This window comes from Desulfofundulus thermobenzoicus, from assembly GCF_009428905.1.
Lineage (GTDB): Bacteria > Bacillota > Desulfotomaculia > Desulfotomaculales > Desulfovirgulaceae > Desulfofundulus_A > Desulfofundulus_A thermobenzoicus.
The window spans coordinates 33,332-53,731 of record NZ_WHYR01000025.1; the positions used below are offsets into that span (position 1 = coordinate 33,332).

The following is a 20,400-nucleotide window of genomic DNA, read 5'->3' on the forward strand; positions in this document are numbered from 1 at the left end:
GCCACTACTGCTGCCGCTTTTTCCGCAGCCATCAGTGACGCCATGCTGGTGGGAGCCCCGTGGCTGCGGCCGGGGTGATCACTTCCCTGATCCGGGGTAAGTCTTTAATGCCAGCCGCTGCCGCGCCTCCGGCCGGCCGGGCTGAATCCCGGGATTCCAGGATCTGAAAGCTTGCCCTTTAACTTTTGCCGGGGGATTCCGGGACCAGAAGCATTTAACACTTGCATTTTTCTATGGTTTTGGTATAATAAGTGTTGCAATTGTTGGGATGCGCCTGTAGCTCAGGGGATAGAGCGCCGGCCTCCGGAGCCGGGTGCGCAGGTTCGATTCCTGCCAGGCGCACCAGGATAAGACCCGCAGGCCAGTTAAATCAAGGGTTTGCGGGTTTTCTAATTTTCCGGGGGAGGGCCGGGGGCGGCTTCGTGTGGTTCCCCTGGAACCCGCATGTTTCCTGGGGTTGCCTGAAGGAAAAACCTGGTGTGTCAGACAAAAATTCAGACTTTGCCTGACATTCCTTTCGAGGAAAGGAAACGGGTTCTGGCCGCGGTGCTGGCCCGGTACAGGGAGGACTTGGAGAAGGGCAGCATTATCACTGCGACCGAAAAACGTATAAGGGTGAGGAAACTTACCGCTGGATACTGAGTGTCATTTTCCAGGGAGAAAAGCCGGGCGTAATGCCCGGTTTTTTCTTGTGCGCCCGGCATGGGCGTTAACTTGGTGGTGAAAGGCAGGTGCAGGCGAGGCAGACGAGTCTGCCAGCCAAAGGCAAGGGTGTCCATCGCGAGGTGGAATCGGATCGGTGCGCCGGAGGCAAAACCACGGCCCGATGAACAAGAACCCCATAAGAGGCTAGACCGTTCGGATGAGCTGGCAAGACACAGCGAAATCCCAGGCTGCCAAGGGACGGTAGAGTAAATGGGGCGGGCGCGGGGTGAAGGTTAACGCTCTTACCCGGGGAGGCCTGCCGGATAAGCCAGGCTAAGCTGGACAGTTCCGCAGGGACCCCTTGATTTTTACGGGTTTCTCGAATCGGGCAGACAGACAGGCGGACAATAAACGGCAGGAGAAGAAGATCCAGTGACGAACTATAAATCGAGGGTTGCCGTTATTTTTTCACCAGCGGATAGGCTGTCGGTGTATCTCCAGCCCAAAAGGTGCTTCTGAAAACCCGGGCGAGGGGTTGAGGGAAGGGGTAAAAATTTAGCTTGAGAGTCCATATCTGTTAAATTTATAAACAGGATTCGGCATTATAAAATCAAGAAATGATTCAGAAGGAATAGCAAAGGAGGCGGCTATCTGTGGCAAGAACCAGGAACAAAAGTGGAACCGCGCGGGAAATAAACACCATTCAATCAGTGGAAAGAGCAATCAAGATCCTGGAGTATCTGTGTCGTGGACCGGTTTCCCTTTCTGAGCTCAGCCGGGAACTGGGGCTTCATAAGAGTACTGCCTTTGGATTACTGCAGACTCTGGTTAAACACAACTATGTGCACCAGGAGATTAAAACGGGCCGGTACCGGCTGGGTTACCGAGTTTTAGCCCTTGGTGGGGCTTTTCTCGAACACTGTGACCTGCGTGAAATTGCTTCTCCTTATTTGCAGCAACTGGTGGATGAACATGGGGAAACAGTGCACCTGGTGATTATGGACGACGGCCAGGTGGTTTACGTGGATAAAATTGACAGCCCGCAATCCATCCGCATGGTCTCCCGTATCGGGAGACGGCTGCCTGCCCATTGTACCGGCGTGGGGAAGGCCATTCTGGCCTACCTTCCCGAAGAAAAGGTACGGGCCATTGTTAGAAAGCGGGGATTGTCCAGATTTACCGCCAACACTATCACCACCTGGGAAGAATTGAATGTGGAGCTGGCACGGATCCGGGAAGAAGGGGTATCCTACGACCGGGAAGAAATTGAAGAGGGGCTACGCTGCGTAGCGGCCCCCCTTATCGGTTATGGTCAATATCCGGTGGGGGCAATCAGCGTTTCCGGACCGGCATCGCGAATGACGGAGGAGAAAATGTCCCGTATCGCCGGGTCCCTTAAAAAGGTGGCCGGGGAGATTTCCCAGCAGCTGGGTGCAGGTATGGAGCTCAATGGCAACATCCACATTTAGAACTGAAAAGTTGGATCTCGAAGGGCTGAAAACGATTTTGCCGGTTTTTGAGGGGGAATAAGCTTTTCCATTTCAGTACTTATTGCTCCCGACAATTTACCTCCCCGGGTTTGGCGGGCAGCGGCTTACGGACTGTTTGCTGGTTACCGTTCGGTGGTAGAATTGCTTGCCGCTTACCCCAGGGAGTTGATCCGGGTGGATTGAATTTCCAGTTCTCCTGGTGGAAAAAATTTTTTGATGATCAGAAGGAATTTAAAAGGAGAAGTAGTATATATTCTACAAAGACGTACTATATTTGACAATGTCGAACAAAGGAGGGATGGGCCTTGCGCGCAGTAACCTTGTGCGCGGTAGTAGATGTGGATAAATGTAAGGGCTGCACGCGCTGTGAACGGGTGTGTCCGGTGCTGGCCATTAAGGTGGAAAACAAAAAAGCAGTGGTAGACCCGGAAAACTGTCTGGGCTGCGCCAACTGCGAACAGCGCTGTCCGGAAATGGCCATCACCATGGCCCCCCTTGAACAGCCGCGGGTGGTACAGGAAAGTCTGGCGGGGGTGGATATGGCAGCTGTCGCCGACCTCTGCCGGAGGGCGCACCTGCACCCCAAACAAATTGTCTGCTACTGTACGGCAACAAGAGCCGGAGAAGTGGCGGCGGCGATACTCAAGGGAGCTAAGTCACCGGAAGAGATCTCCCGGCGTACGGGTGTACGTACCGGGTGTAAGGTGGAGTGCATCCAGCCGGTATTGCGGTTGCTGCATGCAGCGGGAATTGCACCGGAGCGGCCGGCCAGAGGTTATCAATGGTATGGCTTGACGCCTACGGTTTGGGAAATTCCGGAAGAGGTTAAGAAAAAATACGCTCAACGCGGGTTTTACTTCGACGAAGATCGCAAACTGCTGGATTCACTGGTTGGAGCCAGTGCAAAGGGGGGGGAATGATGCTACGAGCACCTGTTATGCCCTTGCCGCCGCGTCGTTCCCAGTACGGGGTGGCACCCGAACTGGTGCGCAAGCGGGCCGCAGAGCTGCCGGACATGGTTTCCGTGCTGGTACGGGATCTTTTCCCCGATGCAGCGCCGGTTATTTACCCTGGTGAAAAAGGCCTGGAGGTAATTCGGAAAGCCACCCGGGAACAGATGGAAAAAGTGGACCTGAGCATGATCAAACCCGGTGATTCGGTAAATGTGCTGGGCTCACACCACGGGTTCACCCTGCTGGGCGGAGCGCCATATGCGGAGATGCTCAGGACCATCCGGGACGTGGTGCGGGAACGCACGGGCTGTACGGATATACGCCTGCGGGTAGGTGTGGGGCTGCGTTTCCGGGAGAGCGAAGAATATATTAAGGCATTTGGCCTGGACGAATACTATGAAGGCAAGGCTGCCGGCGTGGCTCCGGTGGATGAGGGGATTGCCATCGATACCGAAATCGGCACTCTTTACGGCATCAAAAAAATATACGATGCCCGGTGGATCATCCACGCCCACAACAGTGACGTGCGGGAAGTTCACTTCCACCGTCAGGTGGACCGGGCGGTAAAACCCTTCGGCATGTCCTATGCGCGCATAGAAACCCGCTCCACTTATCACCAGAACCTGGGCCCGCGGGCGGCCAACTTTGTGGCCAGGGCAATTTTTGATTCTCCTTTTGTCCAGGAGAAATTTGCCTGCGCTGTATTTCTGATGATGTCGCCCAGCGGGGTGGTAGGGGTGGACGCGGACAACGACCTCTATGCGCTCAACGACCGGGTTACTTATTTGGGTTGCCGGGATTATGGCAAGATGATGACCCTGCTGGGCGAGATTGACGAGGCCATCACCATTCTGGACTTCCCCAGCCCGGTGCCATATGTATTTGCGGCGGGGGTCATTTTCGCCAACTTTGCCGGGGCTAACCGGGACCTTTTCGATTTGGACGATCCGTTGCCGCCGTACACCTGGTATACGGAGGCCTTCTACGGTGAAGACGGGCGGCCGCTGATCGAGGGGGTGCCGCCGGTAAATCCGGCGATTAAGGTAGTTATCCATAACTATGCCTGGGGTGGGTATCCCAGCGCCTTCTTTACCGAGCATATCCCGACCATTGTAGTGGGCCGGGAACAGGCGGAGCTGCTTAACCGGGACCCGCAGAACATAACCTACACCGGGAACACGTTGCTGGCGGAGGAATTGGACACGGCAGTGCGTTTTGCCAAACGGGTTGCGGGTACGGATAAGATCCTCGCCTATGACGGTGCTTCAGGAGCTTTGAACGTCAGCCGTTCCCTGGGCGAATACCTGCTGCAGAAAGCACCTCTCGTTTCACGTCGCGTAGACGGGGAGCTGCTTCCCAAATGGTTGAAGCAGAGGGGCATCGATCCGTCCCGATTTAAGATTTGTTAAGGAGTTGCCCATGGGAACATTGGTTCCCTCCATAAAGCATGAAAATCTATTTTCAAGGGAGCTGGCTGGAGGTTGGCTCAAATGGAAAAGCACATTCTCCCTCCCGGCGATATTCGCTTTTCCATCTTCAAAGGGATGGAAAATCGTATCTTCCAGGCCGGCGTGGTCTTTACCCAGCCGGCGGTGGTGGCCGGCCTGATCGAAAGTGAAAATGAAGCCAGTTCTCTGGGACTGGAGGTGCGGAGTCGGGTGCGGGAGGGAATGAGTGTGCCGGCCGGTCAGGCGGTACTCACACTTACCGGGCCGGCCCTGGCCCTGGCCGTAGCCGAAGATCGAGTGCTGGGCTGGATCGGCAAGGCTTCCGGCGTGGCCACCGCCGCCCGTTCGTTCCGTGAGATGCTTCCCGGCCGTATCCGGGTGGTGTGTGGAGGATGGAAAAAGCTACCTTTGCCCTGGCGGCAGAATTTGCGCCGGGCTGCGGCAGTGGGCGGTGTGGCTACCCGGATCCTTGATGATCCCTTCATCTACCTTGATAAAAACTATATCCGTATGATTGGAGGTATCTCCGGCACCCTGCAGGCGGTAGCGGCTCTGCCCGGTGAAAAGGTCATCCAGCTTCGCGGTGAGTGGGGCGACATTACCGAAGAGGCCGCCCAGGCGGTAACCAATGGAGCTGCCGTCTTAATGGTAGACACCGGCCACGTGGAAGATGTGACCAGGGTGGCCGGGTACCTGCGCGGGAGTGGATGGCGGCAGAGAGTGCGCCTTGCTTTTTCCGGGGGGATCACCAGGGAGGATCTGCCGGCCATTGCGGGGCTGGATGTGGACATTGTCGATATAGGGCGTTCGGTGCTGGATGCCCCACTGGCCGATCTGCGCTTTGAGGTTCTGGGGCCGGCGCAGGGTGCGGTACCGGACATAATGTCCTTCTAATTTTGGGTAATCCCAAAACATTGTTCTTCAGTATCAAATGGATGGGGTTGAGACCATGCCGCAAATCGAAGAGTGGGCCGGGCGGTTATTGGAGGCGGAAGAAACCGGAGTACCCATCGAGCCGCTGACAGCGGCCTGGCCGGAAATTGATATTCCCGCGGCCTATCAGATTCAATTGAAGGTAATAGAACGCAAGTGTGCCCGGGGCCAAAGGGTGGTGGGGATGAAGATTGGCCTGACCAGCAGGGCCATGCAACAGATGCTGGGGGTTTATGAGCCGGATTATGGTCATATTCTGGACACCATGGTGCTGTTCGAGGGTGAGCCGGTACGCCTGTCGAGGCTGATTCAGCCCAGGGTGGAAGCAGAAATAGCTTTCCTGCTGCGGGAGAGGCTAACCGGTCCCGGGGTTACCGTGGCCGATGTATTACGGGCCACGGCGGGAGTGATGCCTGCATTAGAGATTATTGACAGTAGAATCAGGGACTGGAAGATAAAAATTCAGGACACCATTGCCGACAACGCTTCCTCGGCGGCCATTATTCTGGGTGGGACGTTAATGCCGGTGGAAGGGTTGGACTTGCGCCTGCTCGGGCTGGTACTGGAAAAGGATGGGGAAGTCTTTGCTACCGGGGCGGGAGCCGCGGTACTCGGCCACCCGGCGGCGGCGGTGTCCTGGCTGGCCAACGCGGTGGCCCGCTACGGGTTGAGCCTGGAGCCGGGTATGGTGGTGCTTTCCGGTTCGTTCACCCAGGCAGTGGCGGTGAGTCCCGGCTCGGTGATCCGCGCTTCTTTCGATCGCCTGGGCACGGTAACCGCAAAATTTATTGGTGCTTAATCTTCAACCTCATTATATAGATGCATAATCTTTGAATGCATAATCTTCTATGTTGAGGAGGACGTTCTGTTGGAAAAAATAAAGGCAGTCATCGTCGGGCCGGGTAACATCGGTACCGACCTGATGTACAAGCTGTTGCGCAGCAAATACGTGGAAGTAGCAATGATGGTGGGAATTTACCCGGAATCCGAGGGCCTGGCCCGGGCCAGATCACTGGGCATTAAAGCCTCACACGAGGGGATCGACGCAGTACTGCGGGAACCGGAGATTAAGATTGTCTTCGACGCTACCGGAGCCAAGCCTCATCTCAAACATGCTCCCCTGCTGCGGGAGGCGGGCAAGATTGCCGTCGACCTCACTCCGGCGGCGGTGGGTCCTTACGTAGTCCCGGTGGTTAACATAGATCAGCATCTGGACGCCATGAACGTAAACATGGTCACCTGCGGTGGCCAGGCCACCGTGCCCATCGTTGCGGCAATTAACCGGGTGGCAGGCGTTCAATATGCAGAGATTGTCTCTTCCATTTCCAGTAAAAGCGCCGGGCCGGGAACCCGCCAGAACATCGATGAGTTTACCGAGACCACGGCCAGGGCCCTGGAAGTGGTGGGCGGGGCTCAAAAGGGCAAGGCCATTATCATCCTTAACCCAGCCGAGCCCCCAATCATGATGCATAACACCATCTACACTCTTGTGGAGCATCCGGATGAGGATAAAATTCGTGCTGCAGTGCTCGACATGGTACGGCGCATTCAGGAGTACGTTCCCGGTTACCGGCTCCGGGTAGAGCCGCTGGTGGAAGGAAAAAAGGTGACTACCATCATCGAAGTGACCGGGGCGGGGGACTTCTTGCCCACTTATGCGGGCAACCTGGACATTATGACTTCGGCTGCTGCACGGGTGGGCGAGTTGATGGCCATGCGCCTGCTGGGGATTTACAGTCGGAAGGATGTGGAAAGCTGTGCCTAAGATCAGAATTATGGACACCACCTTGCGGGATGGGATGCACGCCATGGCCCACCAGTTCACCCCGGAACAGATGGCCAGGGTGGCGGCCGCCCTGGATGAGGCCGGCGTGGACGTAATCGAAGTTTCTCACGGCGACGGGCTGGCCGGTTATTCATTCCAGTACGGGTTTGCCGCGGCTACAGACGAGGAGTATCTGCGCGCAGTTGCTCCAGTGCTCAAGCGGGCAAAGCTGGCAGCCCTGGTACTGCCCGGTATCGGCACTTGTAAGGACATGCAGATGGCGGTGAAAGCCGGGGTAAAGGTCTTCCGCATAGCCACCCACGTTACCGAGGCGGACATATCGGAAGAGCACATGGGCCTGGCCAAAGAGATGGGGGCGGAAGTGGTAGGCTTTCTGATGATGTCCCACACCGTAGACAAGGAGAAGATTGCCGAGCAGGCCAGGTTGATGGAAAGTTACGGTGCGGACGTGGTCTACGTGGTGGACTCGGCGGGGGCCATGACACCGCCGGAGGTTAAGGAAAAGGTTGGCTACGTGCGCTCCTGCCTGAAGATTCCGGTGGGTTTCCATGCCCATAACAACCTGGGGCTGGCCATCGGCAATACACTGGCAGCAGTGGAAGCCGGGGCCACGGTGGTGGATGGGACCCTGCGCGGCCTGGGAGCCGGGGCAGGTAACGCGCCTACCGAAGTGCTGGCGGCAGCCCTTAAAAAGGTTGGCTGTGAGGTAGATGTGGATCTCTATAGGATCATGGATGCTGCCACTGTCCTGGAGCCCATGATGCGCCGCCCCCAGGTGATCGATAATGCGTCCATCATGCTGGGTTATGCCGGCGTGTACTCCAGTTTCCTCCTGCACACCTACCGGGCGGCGGAGAAGTTTGGCCTGGATCCGCGGGACATTTTGATGGAACTGGGACGCCGCAAGATTGTAGGCGGTCAGGAAGACTACATTATTGACGTGGCTTGCGAGATGGACCGGAATAAACAGGTTGTGGCTGGTTGATAAACTGCTTGATATGCCATACGGCAATGGGGGTTCGGTTCCGAAGAAACCGGACCCCTGTAGCAGAACATCCTGGTATTGTCAGATGGTTTATAAAACATTTTAAAGCATAAATAAAAAAAGTTATTGAAAATTTCAAGGAGAATGGAAGGAGTTTTAAAGCTAATGTCGAAAAAACTACATTGGAGTCAAATAGTTGTGATAGTGCGAACAAGTATAAAGAGGGGTTAATGCCAAACATCCTAAAGGTATGTCTTTTTTCAAAACCATGCCGCCTTATATTTCGCAAACACAGAATGGTGTTCGATATAATCAAACATACCTACCTGGCTGGATTAACCTAATATCACAAATCCGGGGAGGTGAGTTCTGTGAAACGATAGCGAAGCGTTGCGCTGAAAGCACTGGTAGAGCTTGTGGTGTTTAAACCCCCCCAAAAAACGGCTTTAAGGAGGTTGTGTCATTATGTTCCCAATGCTCAAAGTGGTTCAATACTATACCCCTCAAAAAGTAGTGTTTGGTGTAAATGCCGTAGACAACATTGGCCAGTATATCAAAGAAATGGGCATAAGTGGAAAGGCTATTATTGTAACTGATCCCGGGGTGGCTCAGGCGGGGATCGCTGATCGGGTAGCTCAGGCCCTCAAGAAGGACGGATTTGAGGTAGCGGTTTTTGACCAGGGTAAACCCGAGCCGGATGATGTGGCCTGTGACCAGGCTGCTGAATTTGCTCGAAAAGAAGGTGGCAGCTTCGTAATTGGTCTGGGTGGCGGTAGTGCTATCGACATCGGTAAGGTGGCTGCACAGCTCCTGGCGCTGCCGGGTAAAACTGAGGATTATCTGGTTAACACCACCTTCCCCAAAAAGGGCGCACCGATTATTGCTGTTCCCACCACATCCGGAACCGGTACCGAATGTACGATGTATGCTGTAATCACCTTTGCTAAAGATGGTATTAAAGGCTTCTTCGCCACGCCGACCATCCTGCCGGATATGGCACTGGTGGATCCTACCCTGACTGTAAGTATGCCGCCCAAAGTTACTGCTTCCTCGGGTATCGATGCCCTCTCCCATGCTATCGAGACGATGATGGCCAAACAGGAAAACCCGCTTACTGATGCAATTGCTCTCAAGGCGATTGAGTTCATCGCAGAGGCCCTGCCGGTGGCCGTTTACGAAGGGGATAACCTGGAAGCCCGGGTCAAGATGGCTTATGCTTCCATGATGGCCGGCATGGCCTTTAATGATCCGGGAATCATAGAGGGACATGCTCTGGCACATACGTTGGGTTCCGTATACCATGTTCCGCATGGTGTTGGTTGTGCGGTTGCCCTGCCCTACGCGATGGAGTATAACATGGGTCACTGCATGGAGAAACTGGCTCGCATTGCCGTGGCTTTAGGTCAAAATACTGCTGGCATGAGTGTCCGCCAGGCCGCCCAGGCTGCTGTCTATGCGGTCAAACAGTTAACCGAAGATGTTGGTATTCCCACTACATGGGCACCCTTCGGTAAGAAGGAAGATATTCCAAAGTTAGCTGATATGATGGCTGAGAGCCCGTGGATTACCGCTTTTTACGGCTGGTCCAAGCGGCCGATGACCAGAGAGGCGGCGGTAGAACTGCTGACCAGAAGTTATGAAGGCCGTCTTGGGGATAAACTGTATTAAAGCCCGGGGCTTTGGGAGTAGGTGAGAAAATTTTTTGTCTCCCTACTCCCTTTCCCTGCGATGTTAATTACGTTCTGGAGGTGACCACGCGTGTCTAAGGTGCTGGTAGTGGACCCGTCTTTATGCACCGGGTGCCACCGTTGTGAAATGTGGTGCTCGCTAACTAAGTATGGTGAAATAAACCCTTCGCGCAGTAATATTTATGTGGTGCGCCGGGAGCCGGCGGTAGATGTGCCAGTAGTATGTATGCAGTGCGGTTTGTGTATAGATGTTTGCCCCACCGGAGCACTTAAGCGGGATGGAACCACTGATGCGGTGGTAGTGGATGAAAGTCTTTGTGCCGGCTGTGGTACCTGCGTGAAGGTTTGCCCTTATGGAGTGCTCAGGGTTGATGAAGAAACAGATGTCGCGGCCAAGTGTGACCTGTGCTCCGGTTCACCGGCATGTGTCGGCCATTGCCCGCATGGTGCTCTTCGATACGAGGATGCAGGTAAAACTGCGGCCAGACGCCGGGAGATTTGGGCTATGGCCCACGGAGTAAGGATCAGATAGGAGGTGCTGGTTAATGTGGTACGGATTTGCCGGTAAGCTGCTGCGGGTTAACCTGACCAGTGGTGAATTCAAGGTAGAAGAACTGGATAAAAACGAATTGCGCAAGTATATGGGTTGTGTTGGCTATGCAGCCAGGCTTCTCTACCAGGAAATGCCCGGTGGCATTGATCCTCTGGCTCCAGAAGCCAAAGTGGTGCTGGCCACTGGTGCTGTAACCGGGACCCTTTGTCCCAGCGGTGGAAGCTACGAGGTGTGCTACAAGTCACCTTTGACCGGCACCTGGAATCAGGCCCGGTCGGGAGGGGCTTTTGGTCCAAAACTCAAATATGCGGGGTTCGACTTTGTGGTCATTGAAGGTAAGGCAGAAGAGCCCGTCTATGTGTATATCCACGATGGCGGGGTGGAGATTAAACCCGCTAAACACCTGTGGGGGCTTAACGTTGAAGAAACTACAGATGCCCTGATTCGCGAACTTGATGATCCGGAAATCTCTGTGGCTACCATAGGGCAGGCGGGCGAAAATGGAGTTCTGTATGCAGCTCTTATGAATGATAGGGGACGGGCTGCCGGCCGCGGCGGTATTGGAGCAGTGTTTGGCAGTAAAAATTTGAAGGCGGTTGTGATGAATGGCCGTGGCGGTATTAAAGTGGCCCGCCCGAAGGAATTTGCGGAGGCTGTTGAGAAGGCGGAGCAATGGTTAAAGAATTACCCCTTCGGCAGCATTCCTTCTCTGGGTACCATTGGCCTGGTATCGTTGAACAACAGCCTGGGAATCCTGCCGACAAAGAACTTCCAGACCGCTCATTTTGATAAAGCCGATCAGGTTTCAGGTGAGGCTATCAACCGGAAATATCAAATTAAACGGCGGGCTTGTTATGGTTGCAGCTTCGCCTGTGGGCGTTATACTTCAGTGAATAGCGGAAAATTTGCTACCCCTCCCATGGAGGGTCCGGAATACGAAACTGTAGATATGTTTGGACCCAATTGTGGGGTTGCCGACGTGGAGGCTATTATTAGATGTAATTACCTGTGTAATATTTATGGTTTGGACTCAGTCAGCACTGGCATGAGCATTGCTTTCGCAATGGAGTGCTATGAAAAGGGATTGCTTACTGACAGGGATACGGAGGGAATACCTTTACGGTGGGGCGATGGAGAAGTAGTGGTAAAATTGGTGGAAAAGATTGCCCACCGGGAAGGAATTGGGGCTTTGCTGGCCCAGGGTGTAAAGCGTATGGCTGAACAGCTCGGCCCAGCTGCCGAAGAGGTAGCGCACCATGTTAAAGGACTGGAGCTCCCGGCACATGAGCCGCGTTCTGAGTCTAAGGTGCTCGCTGTGCAGTATGCCGTTTCTCCGCGGGGGGCCTGTCATATGCACCCCAACTGGGCAAGCACCTGGGACTTCGGTCAGCTTGATGGCGGCATGAAGGAATTCGGGTTGCCCTGGCCGCCAGCAGGGATACAGGATGAATCGCCTCAAAAAGGCATTGTTTACCGGTATGTGGCATTACAGGGTGAAATCAGCGAAATCCTGGGGGCATGTATCTTCTACTCGTGGGGTACTGAAGGCAGCTGCATCACGCCGCAGCTTTACGCCGAGATTGTCAGTGCTCTCACCGGGTGGGACGTAACAGCGGCAGAACTGGTGACGGCAGCAGAGCGTTCCTGGAATCTCAAGCGGTGTTTCAACGCCCGTGAAGGTTTCACCCGCAAGGATGATAAGTTGCCCGGGCGGTTTACTCAGGCCATCCCGGATGGGCCTTCCGCAGGGGCCAGGGTGGAGAATCTGGATGCTATGCTGGATGCGTATTATGAGGCCATGGGTTGGGACAGGCAGACCGGCTTACCTGCCCCTGAAAAACTAAGGGAGCTGGGCCTGGATTTTGCGATAAACTAACATGGAAAGAGTAGCTTCATTACCGCTGTCCCACCATGACATAGAGCGGCTGTGTATAAATTCGCCCTGAGTCCCGAAAAAGTAAAAGTTCAGTAAAACTGCCGTTAACTGCAAAGGGACGGCGTTGTCCAGAGCGAACGATTTTGCGGAGCGCCGGTAACAGCGCCCGGTGAACCCAGCACTCACCGGCAAAAGAGTAAGCGGGACAACGCCGTCCCTCAATTGGATTGACTGAAAACTTACCCGTAAAAAAGGAGTTTGGATAGAAATGCAGGTGACGGTAAAATTATTGGGTATTCTTTCTTTTTCTTACCCAGCCTTCGGCAAATTTCATCCTGTTCAACTAAAAGAAGGAGAGACAATCAGAGAGTTGCGGGAACGTTTAGGGCTGCCTGTGAATGAGGTTCGCTTTGTTTCCGTTAATGGGAAAATGGTGGGAGAAGAGTATGTGCTGGTTGAGGGAGATGAGGTTGTTTTCCTCCCGGCGGCCAGCGGGGGGTAAGAACTGTGGGAAAATTTCATGATACTTTGGACACCACTGCTGGCGCTTCTTGAGCGGCTATTTCTCCGGGTGAGGCATTTATCTTAACCTAAATTCAGCTTTATCAGGAGATGGTTATTCTTGGAACTCGACCTGCTGCAAAAAACCGAGCTCTGGATTACCGGTATTGAACTGCACGGGGCAAACCTTAACGAAATAGCCGCCGTTACCGCCCGTGTATTGGGATTACCTGCTGAAGCCGTGATGGTGATAGATGTGCGGGACCGGGTGATGGTGCTGGATATCATGCGGCGCACAGTGATGGCTGAACAAATTATGGGGCGGGAAAAAGAATTGCTTTCAGCCCTGAGTCGCGTGCCGGGGGTGCGGGCTACGTCCACTGCGGCTGTTCACGCCCAGGGCATATTGGGCCTGATTGCTGCCGATCCGGAACAGCGGGAGAAATTTTTGGAGCGTTCCACCCGCCTGGCTCAGCAGGTAAGGGCCGGTGTGGCCCGGCGGGGGGTGGTTTTTGCTTCCGGCCGGGAAGTCCAGGAAGGCCTGATTGAAGATACAAATTCGCCTTATTTGACCGGCCTGTTTGAGCAGCACGGCTACCGGATGCGTTTTGGAGGCATTCTGCCGGACGACCTGGATCTAATTACCGGCCGCCTCCGGTCGGCAGTGGCAGATGGCTACGGCCTTGTGATCACCACCGGCGGGGTTGGTGCGGAGGATAAAGACTGGATGGTGGAGAGCATTTCCCGGCTCGACCCAACGGCGGCGACCCCCTGGATCCTCCATTTCCACGCCGGAAAGGGACGCCATTTGAAAGACGGTGTGCGCATTGCAGTAGGCCAGGTGGAATTGACCACTCTGGTGGCTTTGCCCGGTCCCCACGACGAGGTGCGGCTGGCGGCTCCCGTCCTGCTGGAAGCGCTGGAAGCGGGTTGGGGCAAAGAAATTCTGGCCGGTGCGCTGGCCCGGGTGTTGCGGGAAAAGTGGCGCCGGGCGATGGCTCACGAGCACCATTCCGGGCGATGATCTCCGGTTAACTTTCCTTGAGTTTTTGTGTTGTTTTTACTGCATAAAAAGTAAGCAGGGACTGGTAGGTGGCATACCGGCACCGTTCTCATCTTTTGGGGGCGATGGTTTACGAACACCGTCAATGAAAGTGCGAGGAGTATCTTTGCCCCCTAAGTATTTTTGTTTCTAGTTAGCCAGGATTACATGAGTCAATGCTTTCCTTCCGGAATTTGTCCCAAAGTAGGGGAGTACCCTGCGGGTGCGGCGTGTAACAATCTGGCCGGGCGATTAGAGCGTGCCCAGTTTAACCACTAAATTTGTAGAATTTGTAGATAAAGACGTAGATATTTTTAACTCCGAAGATGTGGAGTGGGCCATTGCTACCCGCTGCCAGGCCGGTAGAGATGTGATCATAATTTCCGGAGCGCATGGAAACAAACTCGACCCTTCCAGCGATGACGGTATAAGTGATAAAATGGGCATTGATGCAACTGTGCCGCTTGGTGCCCCGGCGGAACGTTTCGAAAAAATTAAAATCCCGGATTTTGAAAAGATCAGGCTTGAGGATTACCTTGAGGACCATGAACAAAAAACGGTGTTATAATGTTTTATAACGTGTGACCTGGACCTCACTTGATTAACAGGCAAATTTAGGAGGGTAAAGGTTTTACTGGAGTAACAAAAATGATTAGTTTATTGATAGGATTAGCAGCTGGTTTCTTTGGGGGACTTGTGGGTCTTGGCGGCGGGGTGATCATGATCCCCCTTATGGTGGGCATCCTGAAGATGGGGCAGCATAAGGCCCACGGTACGAGCCTTGTAGCACTCGTTTTCACCGGAATTTCGGGGGCTGTCACCTATGCCTTAAATGGTTCGGTGGATATATTTGCCTCCAGCCTTTTGGCTTCCACGGCCATATTCACCGCCAGGGCAGGAGCGCGCTATGCCAATGCCCTTCCCGAATGGAAGCTCAAAAGGTCCTTCGGCGGGTTTTTAATCCTGGTCTCCCTGCTCTTGCTTTTAAAACCTTACCTGCCCCACGTATCCCGGCATATCACAGGTTGGTTAGAAATTCTTATCCTCTTATTAACAGGTATTTTTACCGGCTTCCTCTCCGGGATGATGGGGGTCGGCGGGGGTACGATAATGGTGCCTTCCATGGTGCTGCTTACCGGCTTCACCCAGTATACCGCGCAGGGTTGTTCCCTCCTCGCCATGGTTCCCGTGGGAATAGCCGGCGCTTATACCCACTGGCGTTTGGGGAATGTCAGCGCAAGCATCCTGCCGGGATTGGTACCGGGTATCCTGATAGGCACATATCTGGGTGGTTCCCTTGCCCATGTCCTGTCCGAAGGAGCTTTGCGTATCATATTCTCCGCCGTTTTGATCTGGACTGGTGTTAGATATTTGAGAACACCGAAGCCGCAGGCTGAAGAGAGGTTTAATTACAGCTGAACAGGGGGAAGGAGCGGGCAACCTCTCCTTCCCATTCATTTCAGCAATTCTATATCGCTTGGTAGTCTGAGTTTTAACTTAGAGGCTTTTTTAAGACCTGGCTATTTTAATTTTAACCGCTCCGTAAAGTTGATTCATAGGGGAAAGGAGCTGCGAAGGTGAAAATACTTTACCTGGACTGTTTCAGCGGGATCAGCGGCGACATGATGCTGGGTGCATTAATAGACGCCGGCGTTCCCCCGGCGGCTGTACAAAGCCAGCTGGATCTTTTAGGCCTGGAAGGCTATTCCCTGAAAATTTATCAAGATAAAACCCATGGTTTTCAGGGCACCAGGTTCCTGGTGGAAATGGAACAATATCACCACTCTCACCGGACCTGGGAAGATATCAGGCGCATCATTGAGGGTAGCGGACTGCACCCGCAAGTCAAACGTTGTGCCCTGGACATTTTTGAGAAGTTGGCCCGGGCGGAAGGCAAGGTTCACTGGGTTGAGCCCCGCCATGTTCACTTTCACGAGGTCGGGGCAGTCGACTCAATAGTGGACATCGTGGGAACGTCAATCGCCTTACGAGAAGCGGGCGTGGAAAAAGTTTATTGTTCTCCTCTACCCACCGGATACGGAACTGTCCAAACTCACCACGGCGTGCTTCCCGTTCCGGCACCGGCCACCGCCGAACTTCTCAAGGGTTTCCCCATTCGCCCCGTGGAGGTGGAAGGGGAACTGGTCACCCCTACGGGGGCGGCCATTGTTGCTGCCCTGGCCGGGGGTTTTGGGCCCCTGCCGGCAATGAAAATTGCCCAAATAGGATACGGGTTGGGAGCTAACGATTATGGGATTCCCAATTTTTTGCGGGTTTTTATCGGCGAGGAAATTGAACGGCAGCCAGCATCGGAACAGGAGATCTCCATCCTGCAAACCAACATTGACGACTTAAATCCGGAAATACTGGCTTATGTGACGGAAAAGCTGCTGGCATCAGGGGCCCTGGATGTCTGGTTGACCCCTGTCATTATGAAAAAGGGCCGCCCGGGTAATTTATTGACGGTACTCTGCCAGCCGGGAAAAGAAGAAGAGTTGATGCAGCTTATCTTTACGGAAACCAGCACCCTGGGCGTACGGAGGCGCCGGGAAAAACGTTTTTGTTTGCCCCGGAAACATATTAGTGTAGAAACGGAATTTGGGACGGTGCGCGTGAAAGTTGCCACCTGCCGCGATGATTCGGGCTGGCAAATGAGCCCGGAATACGAAGATTGCCGCCGTCTCGCCCTGGAAAAGAATGTTCCTTTAAAGAATGTATATATGTGTGCTATTAAGGCGGCACAGCTCAATAACCAACTTAATCTCGGCAATTTTTTATGATAACAGCCGGGTCTGGATGCCCGGGAAAAGTTCACCAATTTCATCCAGGAAAATATACCGAAATCAATCATAGGGTCTCACATTAAAGTGTTGTATCTTTCTTAGCAATATTGTAAAATGGGGGTGGTAAAGGCAGGTGGTGGCCATGCCGGAAGAAGCGATCAGGGAGATGGCGAACTAATAAAAATATACAAAAAGAGGAGTACCGGGATACCGGTACTTTTCTTTGCCGTTGTAATTATCCGGTAGATTTGCCGTTGCCGAGCGCATGAGAAGGAAGCTCCGCACCAAACAATCCTTTCCATTTTCCCGCTGATATGTTATAATGTGGTCACGGTGACCAAAATGGAGTTTGCAAGCGTAAGGGAGTTTAAAACCCACGCCAGCGATTTATCCGCCGGAAGAAAGCGGTGATGGTTTTCCGGAACGGCAGGCCCGCAGGCGTATTTATTCCCTGGGAGGATATAAACGTTGATGACGAAGTGCGCCGGGCGGCCCTGAAGGCCCTGGTGGCAAAGGTCGCCAGAGAAAGACAGGAAAGAAGGATAACAGAGGAAGAGGTGCTGGAGGACTTTGCAACTTTCCGGAAAGATCGCCTTGGACGCGAACATCGTGCTTTCGGCGCTGAGCGGCGGGAAAGCGAGTAAGGTGTTTGTTGAAGCGAAAACTTTAAAGTTTGTTACAACTGCCAGCGTGGTCAATAAGGTCAAGGAGGTAAAAACAAGATGACGATAGAGAAACGTTACAAGAAAAGATATGAAACCGGCGATACTCCTTGGGATATTGGCAAACCTGATTTCAACCTTATTCAGACTGTGACTACGATGGCCATAAAACCCTGTAAAGCACTGGATATTGGATGCGGAACTGGCGATAACTCCATATGGCTTTCCCAAAAAAACTTCGATGTGATAGGTATTGATACTTCGGAAATTGCAATACAGAAGGCTATAGAGAAAGCTTCAAAAGCTAATGTCAAATGTACCTTTATTGTGATTGACTTCCTTATAAACAAAATTGAAGGGGCGCCATTTGGCTTTGCGTTTGATAGAGGTTGTTTTCATTCATTAAATTCGGATGAAGAACGGAAGAGCTTTGCTGAAAATGTAGCTGCCCATTTAGAAAAAGATGGCCTGTGGCTGAGTATTGTTGGCAACGCCGATGAACAACGTGATGGCCCAGGTCCACCACAGCGGACTGCCAGAGATATTGTTAGCTCTGTGGAGCCCTACTTCGAAATCCTTTCGCTCGTTTCAAGCCATTTTGGATCTAACCGCCCAAACCCGCCTAGAGCCTGGGTTTGCCTGATGCGGAAAAGGCGTTTTGCATAAATGCTTGGCAAATCATTACATTAATGATTCACCATATAACCAGTCGCTGCACCTGACCGGTATTCCGCGGCGCTCCATGGCGGCAGGTGAGCTCTATCGTTGCGGTGGTGCTGCGCGCCGCCTGGCAACGAGATAGAAATTGCCTGTATAAGCGCGGCTTAAAACAGGGTGTTCTTGTCTACCAGAGGGAATTTACACCAGAATGCGGACTTGATCGAAAGGGGGCCGGATAAGGACGGCCCCTTCCATTTCGCCACCAATCCGGGAATACCTTTTTTCAAAGCAGGCCTTTGTCAGGAAAGGTCCGTCATTTTATATTGGATTAGGATTGTTTTGCCGGCCGGGATTGGACCGGGGTGGTGCCGCCGGGACGATGTGCTCCGGGTCTGGACGCCAGCTTGAATTGACAGATCTTTCTTTTAGACTTATTTTACCGATATAAGAAGGAATTTCCTCCTTTCTGGCGAAAATGATCATTATGAATCTGCAAGGATTTTTACGTGGAGGGAAACTTATGGAATTAAAGGCACTGCTGGAGGTTATTCAGGTTCAGAGGCACGACTTCATGAATCACTTACAGGTTATCTCCGGGCTGGTACAAATGAATAAGCCGGACCGGGTGCGGGATTACATCCGGGAGGTCAGCAGGGAAATAGAGTGCCTGGGTAAAATTATTCACCTGAAAGTGCCGGAAGCGACGGCGGCCTTTCTAGTGGCTCATAACGAGGCGGCCAAGGAACAAATTGAATTGGCATACCGGTTGCAGTGTAACCTGGCCCATTGTACCATACCGGGGCCGGAAATCGGTTACGCCCTGGAAGAAGCTTTTTCCCGGGCCATAGGGTACCTGGCTTCCTGCGGGTCCCCGGAAAGGCGTTTGGAGGTCCACCTGCAGGAATCCCAGCAGAGGTATACCTTCCGGTTGGTTTTTTCCGTACCTGCGGGATGTGCGGTCGTGGCCGCCGGGGACAAGATGACCGGCGTACACGAAAAACTGGCGGCTTATGGCGGCAAAGCCGGGCTGGTGATGGGGCAAAGTGAAGGGGAAATTTTCCTGGTGCTGCCCCGGCGGGCCTCCGAACTGGTCCAGTCCGGCACATAGATCAGCACTGGTATTTGCTTGACAAAATGGACCGGTATGATAGAATAACTTATTGCAGGCATATTCTTCTCAACCGCACGAAAGGGGTTTTAAAAGGGAATGCACCCTACCTGCTTTCGGCGAGTCCTGGAAAAGGGGGTTTTATTTTGTACGCCATTATTGCCTCCGGAGGCAAACAGTACCGGGTTCAGGAAGGGGATACCCTTTACCTGGAAAAACTCCCGGTGGAACCGGATCAGGTGGTGGAAATCGATCAGGTGCTGGCTGTGGAAAAGGACGGTCACCTGCGGGTGGGAACCCCGTGGGTAGAGGGGGCAAAGGTGGTTTTGAAGGCCGTCCGGCACGGCCGGGGTCCCAAGATAATTGTTTTCAAATACAAGCCCAAGAAAAATTACCGGCGTAAAAAGGGACACAGGCAGCCCTTTACCCAGGTAGTGGTGGAAAAGATCGAGGCTTGAAAGGTTCCGGCAGGGTTTCCTTTAAACGTCCTGGATGACTGTAATTGCCAAGAACTGCGATCGAGTATTCTTGTTTCATGCCGGTATCCATGATAATTTACCATAACCTGATAGGCTCCATTTCCTTAACGTTCCACCAGGCGTATGTGGTTTCTAAAACAGGAGGTGAAATTTTATGGCTCATAAAAAAGGTGTAGGCAGTTCACGAAACGGCCGGGATTCCAACCCCAAGTTTCTGGGTGTGAAGCGTCAGGACGGCCAGTTTGTCTCTGCCGGGAGCATACTGGTCCGGCAGCGCGGGACACGGATTCACCCAGGGCGCAACGTGGGTAAAGGGGGAGATGATACCCTGTTCGCCCTGATAGACGGTGTGGTCTCCTTCCAGCGCAAGGGCCGGGATAAGAAGCAGGTCAGCGTCATTCCGGTAGAGGCGGCATTGTAAAAAAGAATGTAAAAAAGGGCCAGCCCCGGGGCTGGCCCTTTTTGCAATAAGAGCTGCACATTACGCTAACCTGAACTTTGAAACCGGAAAGTGAGAAGCCCCGGTGTTACGGGCACCGGGACATTTGTGATTTTTTGATTTTTGGACAGCCCCAATAGTGCCCCGTGTGGAACCCGGTGGATAATGCTAATTGGGGAGATCTCCATAAAGGCCGGTTTTCCCGCCGGTGCCTTAAACCGGCCCCGGTCGGCAAATAATAATTACCGGGTGAAAAATATGTTTTACGATACGGCAAAAATTTACGTCAAGGGTGGCGACGGGGGGAACGGCTGCGTGGCCTTCCGCCGGGAAAAGTATGTACCTCTGGGCGGACCATGGGGGGGGGAC

At 53.4% G+C, this 20,400-nt stretch carries 21 protein-coding genes, 1 tRNA gene and 1 other annotated feature; all 22 genes read left to right on the forward strand.

The window, feature by feature from the left end; genetic code table 11:
• Window positions 1-270 precede the first annotated feature (270 nt).
• A tRNA-Arg gene (locus GFC01_RS10290) sits at window positions 271-345 on the forward strand.
• Between the two features lie 953 nt (window positions 346-1,298).
• On the forward strand, window positions 1,299-2,114 hold the full coding sequence (locus GFC01_RS19995; protein WP_341473897.1) for an IclR family transcriptional regulator: 816 nt from the start codon (window positions 1,299-1,301) through the stop codon (window positions 2,112-2,114).
• Between the two features lie 326 nt (window positions 2,115-2,440).
• On the forward strand, window positions 2,441-3,055 hold the full coding sequence (locus tag GFC01_RS10300; RefSeq protein ID WP_152946906.1) for a 4Fe-4S binding protein: 615 nt from the start codon (window positions 2,441-2,443) through the stop codon (window positions 3,053-3,055).
• Window positions 3,055-4,497 (forward strand): hypothetical protein, encoded by a 1,443-nt coding sequence (locus GFC01_RS10305; protein ID WP_152946908.1) that lies wholly within the window; start codon window positions 3,055-3,057, stop codon window positions 4,495-4,497. Before GFC01_RS10300 ends, GFC01_RS10305 begins: the two co-directional genes overlap by 1 nt.
• An 81-nt stretch (window positions 4,498-4,578) precedes the next feature.
• Window positions 4,579-5,430 (forward strand): beta/alpha barrel domain-containing protein, encoded by an 852-nt coding sequence (locus GFC01_RS10310; protein ID WP_152946910.1) that lies wholly within the window; start codon window positions 4,579-4,581, stop codon window positions 5,428-5,430.
• A 55-nt stretch (window positions 5,431-5,485) separates the two neighbouring features.
• Window positions 5,486-6,268, forward strand: a complete 783-nt coding sequence (locus GFC01_RS10315) for a 2-keto-4-pentenoate hydratase (protein WP_152946912.1) — start codon at window positions 5,486-5,488, stop codon at window positions 6,266-6,268.
• 69 nt (window positions 6,269-6,337) lie between these two features.
• Window positions 6,338-7,234: an acetaldehyde dehydrogenase (acetylating) gene (locus tag GFC01_RS10320; protein WP_152946914.1), complete on the forward strand. Its 897-nt coding sequence runs from the start codon at window positions 6,338-6,340 to the stop codon at window positions 7,232-7,234.
• On the forward strand, window positions 7,215-8,240 hold the full coding sequence (gene dmpG / locus GFC01_RS10325) for a 4-hydroxy-2-oxovalerate aldolase (RefSeq protein WP_152946916.1): 1,026 nt from the start codon (window positions 7,215-7,217) through the stop codon (window positions 8,238-8,240). Before GFC01_RS10320 ends, dmpG begins: the two co-directional genes overlap by 20 nt.
• 465 nt (window positions 8,241-8,705) lie before the next feature.
• Window positions 8,706-9,908 carry an iron-containing alcohol dehydrogenase gene (locus tag GFC01_RS10330; RefSeq protein WP_152946918.1) on the forward strand — a complete coding sequence of 401 codons (1,203 nt, stop codon included), beginning with the start codon at window positions 8,706-8,708 and terminating at the stop codon, window positions 9,906-9,908.
• 90 nt (window positions 9,909-9,998) lie between these two features.
• Window positions 9,999-10,460 carry a 4Fe-4S dicluster domain-containing protein gene (locus GFC01_RS10335; protein WP_341473898.1) on the forward strand — a complete coding sequence of 154 codons (462 nt, stop codon included), beginning with the start codon at window positions 9,999-10,001 and terminating at the stop codon, window positions 10,458-10,460.
• Between the two features lie 13 nt (window positions 10,461-10,473).
• Window positions 10,474-12,357, forward strand: coding sequence for an aldehyde ferredoxin oxidoreductase family protein (locus tag GFC01_RS10340; RefSeq protein ID WP_152946920.1), 1,884 nt, complete (start codon window positions 10,474-10,476; stop codon window positions 12,355-12,357).
• Between the two features lie 268 nt (window positions 12,358-12,625).
• Window positions 12,626-12,859 carry a MoaD/ThiS family protein gene (locus GFC01_RS10345; RefSeq protein WP_152946923.1) on the forward strand — a complete coding sequence of 78 codons (234 nt, stop codon included), beginning with the start codon at window positions 12,626-12,628 and terminating at the stop codon, window positions 12,857-12,859.
• Between the two features lie 120 nt (window positions 12,860-12,979).
• Complete coding sequence (locus tag GFC01_RS10350) at window positions 12,980-13,882, forward strand: molybdopterin-binding protein (protein ID WP_152946924.1); 903 nt, start codon at window positions 12,980-12,982, stop codon at window positions 13,880-13,882.
• Window positions 13,883-14,159: 277 nt separating this feature from the next.
• A complete protein-coding gene (locus tag GFC01_RS10355; RefSeq protein WP_341473899.1) occupies window positions 14,160-14,468 on the forward strand; it encodes a hypothetical protein in 309 nt (102 codons plus the stop codon).
• An 80-nt stretch (window positions 14,469-14,548) separates the two neighbouring features.
• On the forward strand, window positions 14,549-15,319 hold the full coding sequence (locus GFC01_RS10360; protein ID WP_013821756.1) for a sulfite exporter TauE/SafE family protein: 771 nt from the start codon (window positions 14,549-14,551) through the stop codon (window positions 15,317-15,319).
• Between the two features lie 158 nt (window positions 15,320-15,477).
• Window positions 15,478-16,680 (forward strand): nickel pincer cofactor biosynthesis protein LarC, encoded by a 1,203-nt coding sequence (gene larC, locus GFC01_RS10365; protein ID WP_341473900.1) that lies wholly within the window; start codon window positions 15,478-15,480, stop codon window positions 16,678-16,680.
• 410 nt (window positions 16,681-17,090) lie between these two features.
• Window positions 17,091-17,327 (forward strand): hypothetical protein, encoded by a 237-nt coding sequence (locus tag GFC01_RS10370; RefSeq protein WP_243137442.1) that lies wholly within the window; start codon window positions 17,091-17,093, stop codon window positions 17,325-17,327.
• 78 nt (window positions 17,328-17,405) lie between these two features.
• Window positions 17,406-18,011, forward strand: a complete 606-nt coding sequence (locus GFC01_RS10375; RefSeq protein WP_152946926.1) for a class I SAM-dependent methyltransferase — start codon at window positions 17,406-17,408, stop codon at window positions 18,009-18,011.
• 514 nt (window positions 18,012-18,525) lie between these two features.
• Window positions 18,526-19,113: a Spo0B domain-containing protein gene (locus GFC01_RS10380; protein ID WP_194174893.1), complete on the forward strand. Its 588-nt coding sequence runs from the start codon at window positions 18,526-18,528 to the stop codon at window positions 19,111-19,113.
• Window positions 19,114-19,174: 61 nt separating this feature from the next.
• Window positions 19,175-19,250 (forward strand) — a sequence feature (ribosomal protein L21 leader region).
• Window positions 19,251-19,259: 9 nt separating this feature from the next.
• Window positions 19,260-19,571 (forward strand): 50S ribosomal protein L21, encoded by a 312-nt coding sequence (gene rplU / locus GFC01_RS10385; RefSeq protein WP_152946930.1) that lies wholly within the window; start codon window positions 19,260-19,262, stop codon window positions 19,569-19,571.
• Between the two features lie 175 nt (window positions 19,572-19,746).
• Complete coding sequence (gene rpmA, locus GFC01_RS10390) at window positions 19,747-20,013, forward strand: 50S ribosomal protein L27 (RefSeq protein WP_152946932.1); 267 nt, start codon at window positions 19,747-19,749, stop codon at window positions 20,011-20,013.
• A gap of 183 nt (window positions 20,014-20,196) precedes the next feature.
• The coding region (locus tag GFC01_RS19385; protein ID WP_243137444.1) for a hypothetical protein at window positions 20,197-20,400 on the forward strand (204 nt) is incomplete at its 3' end.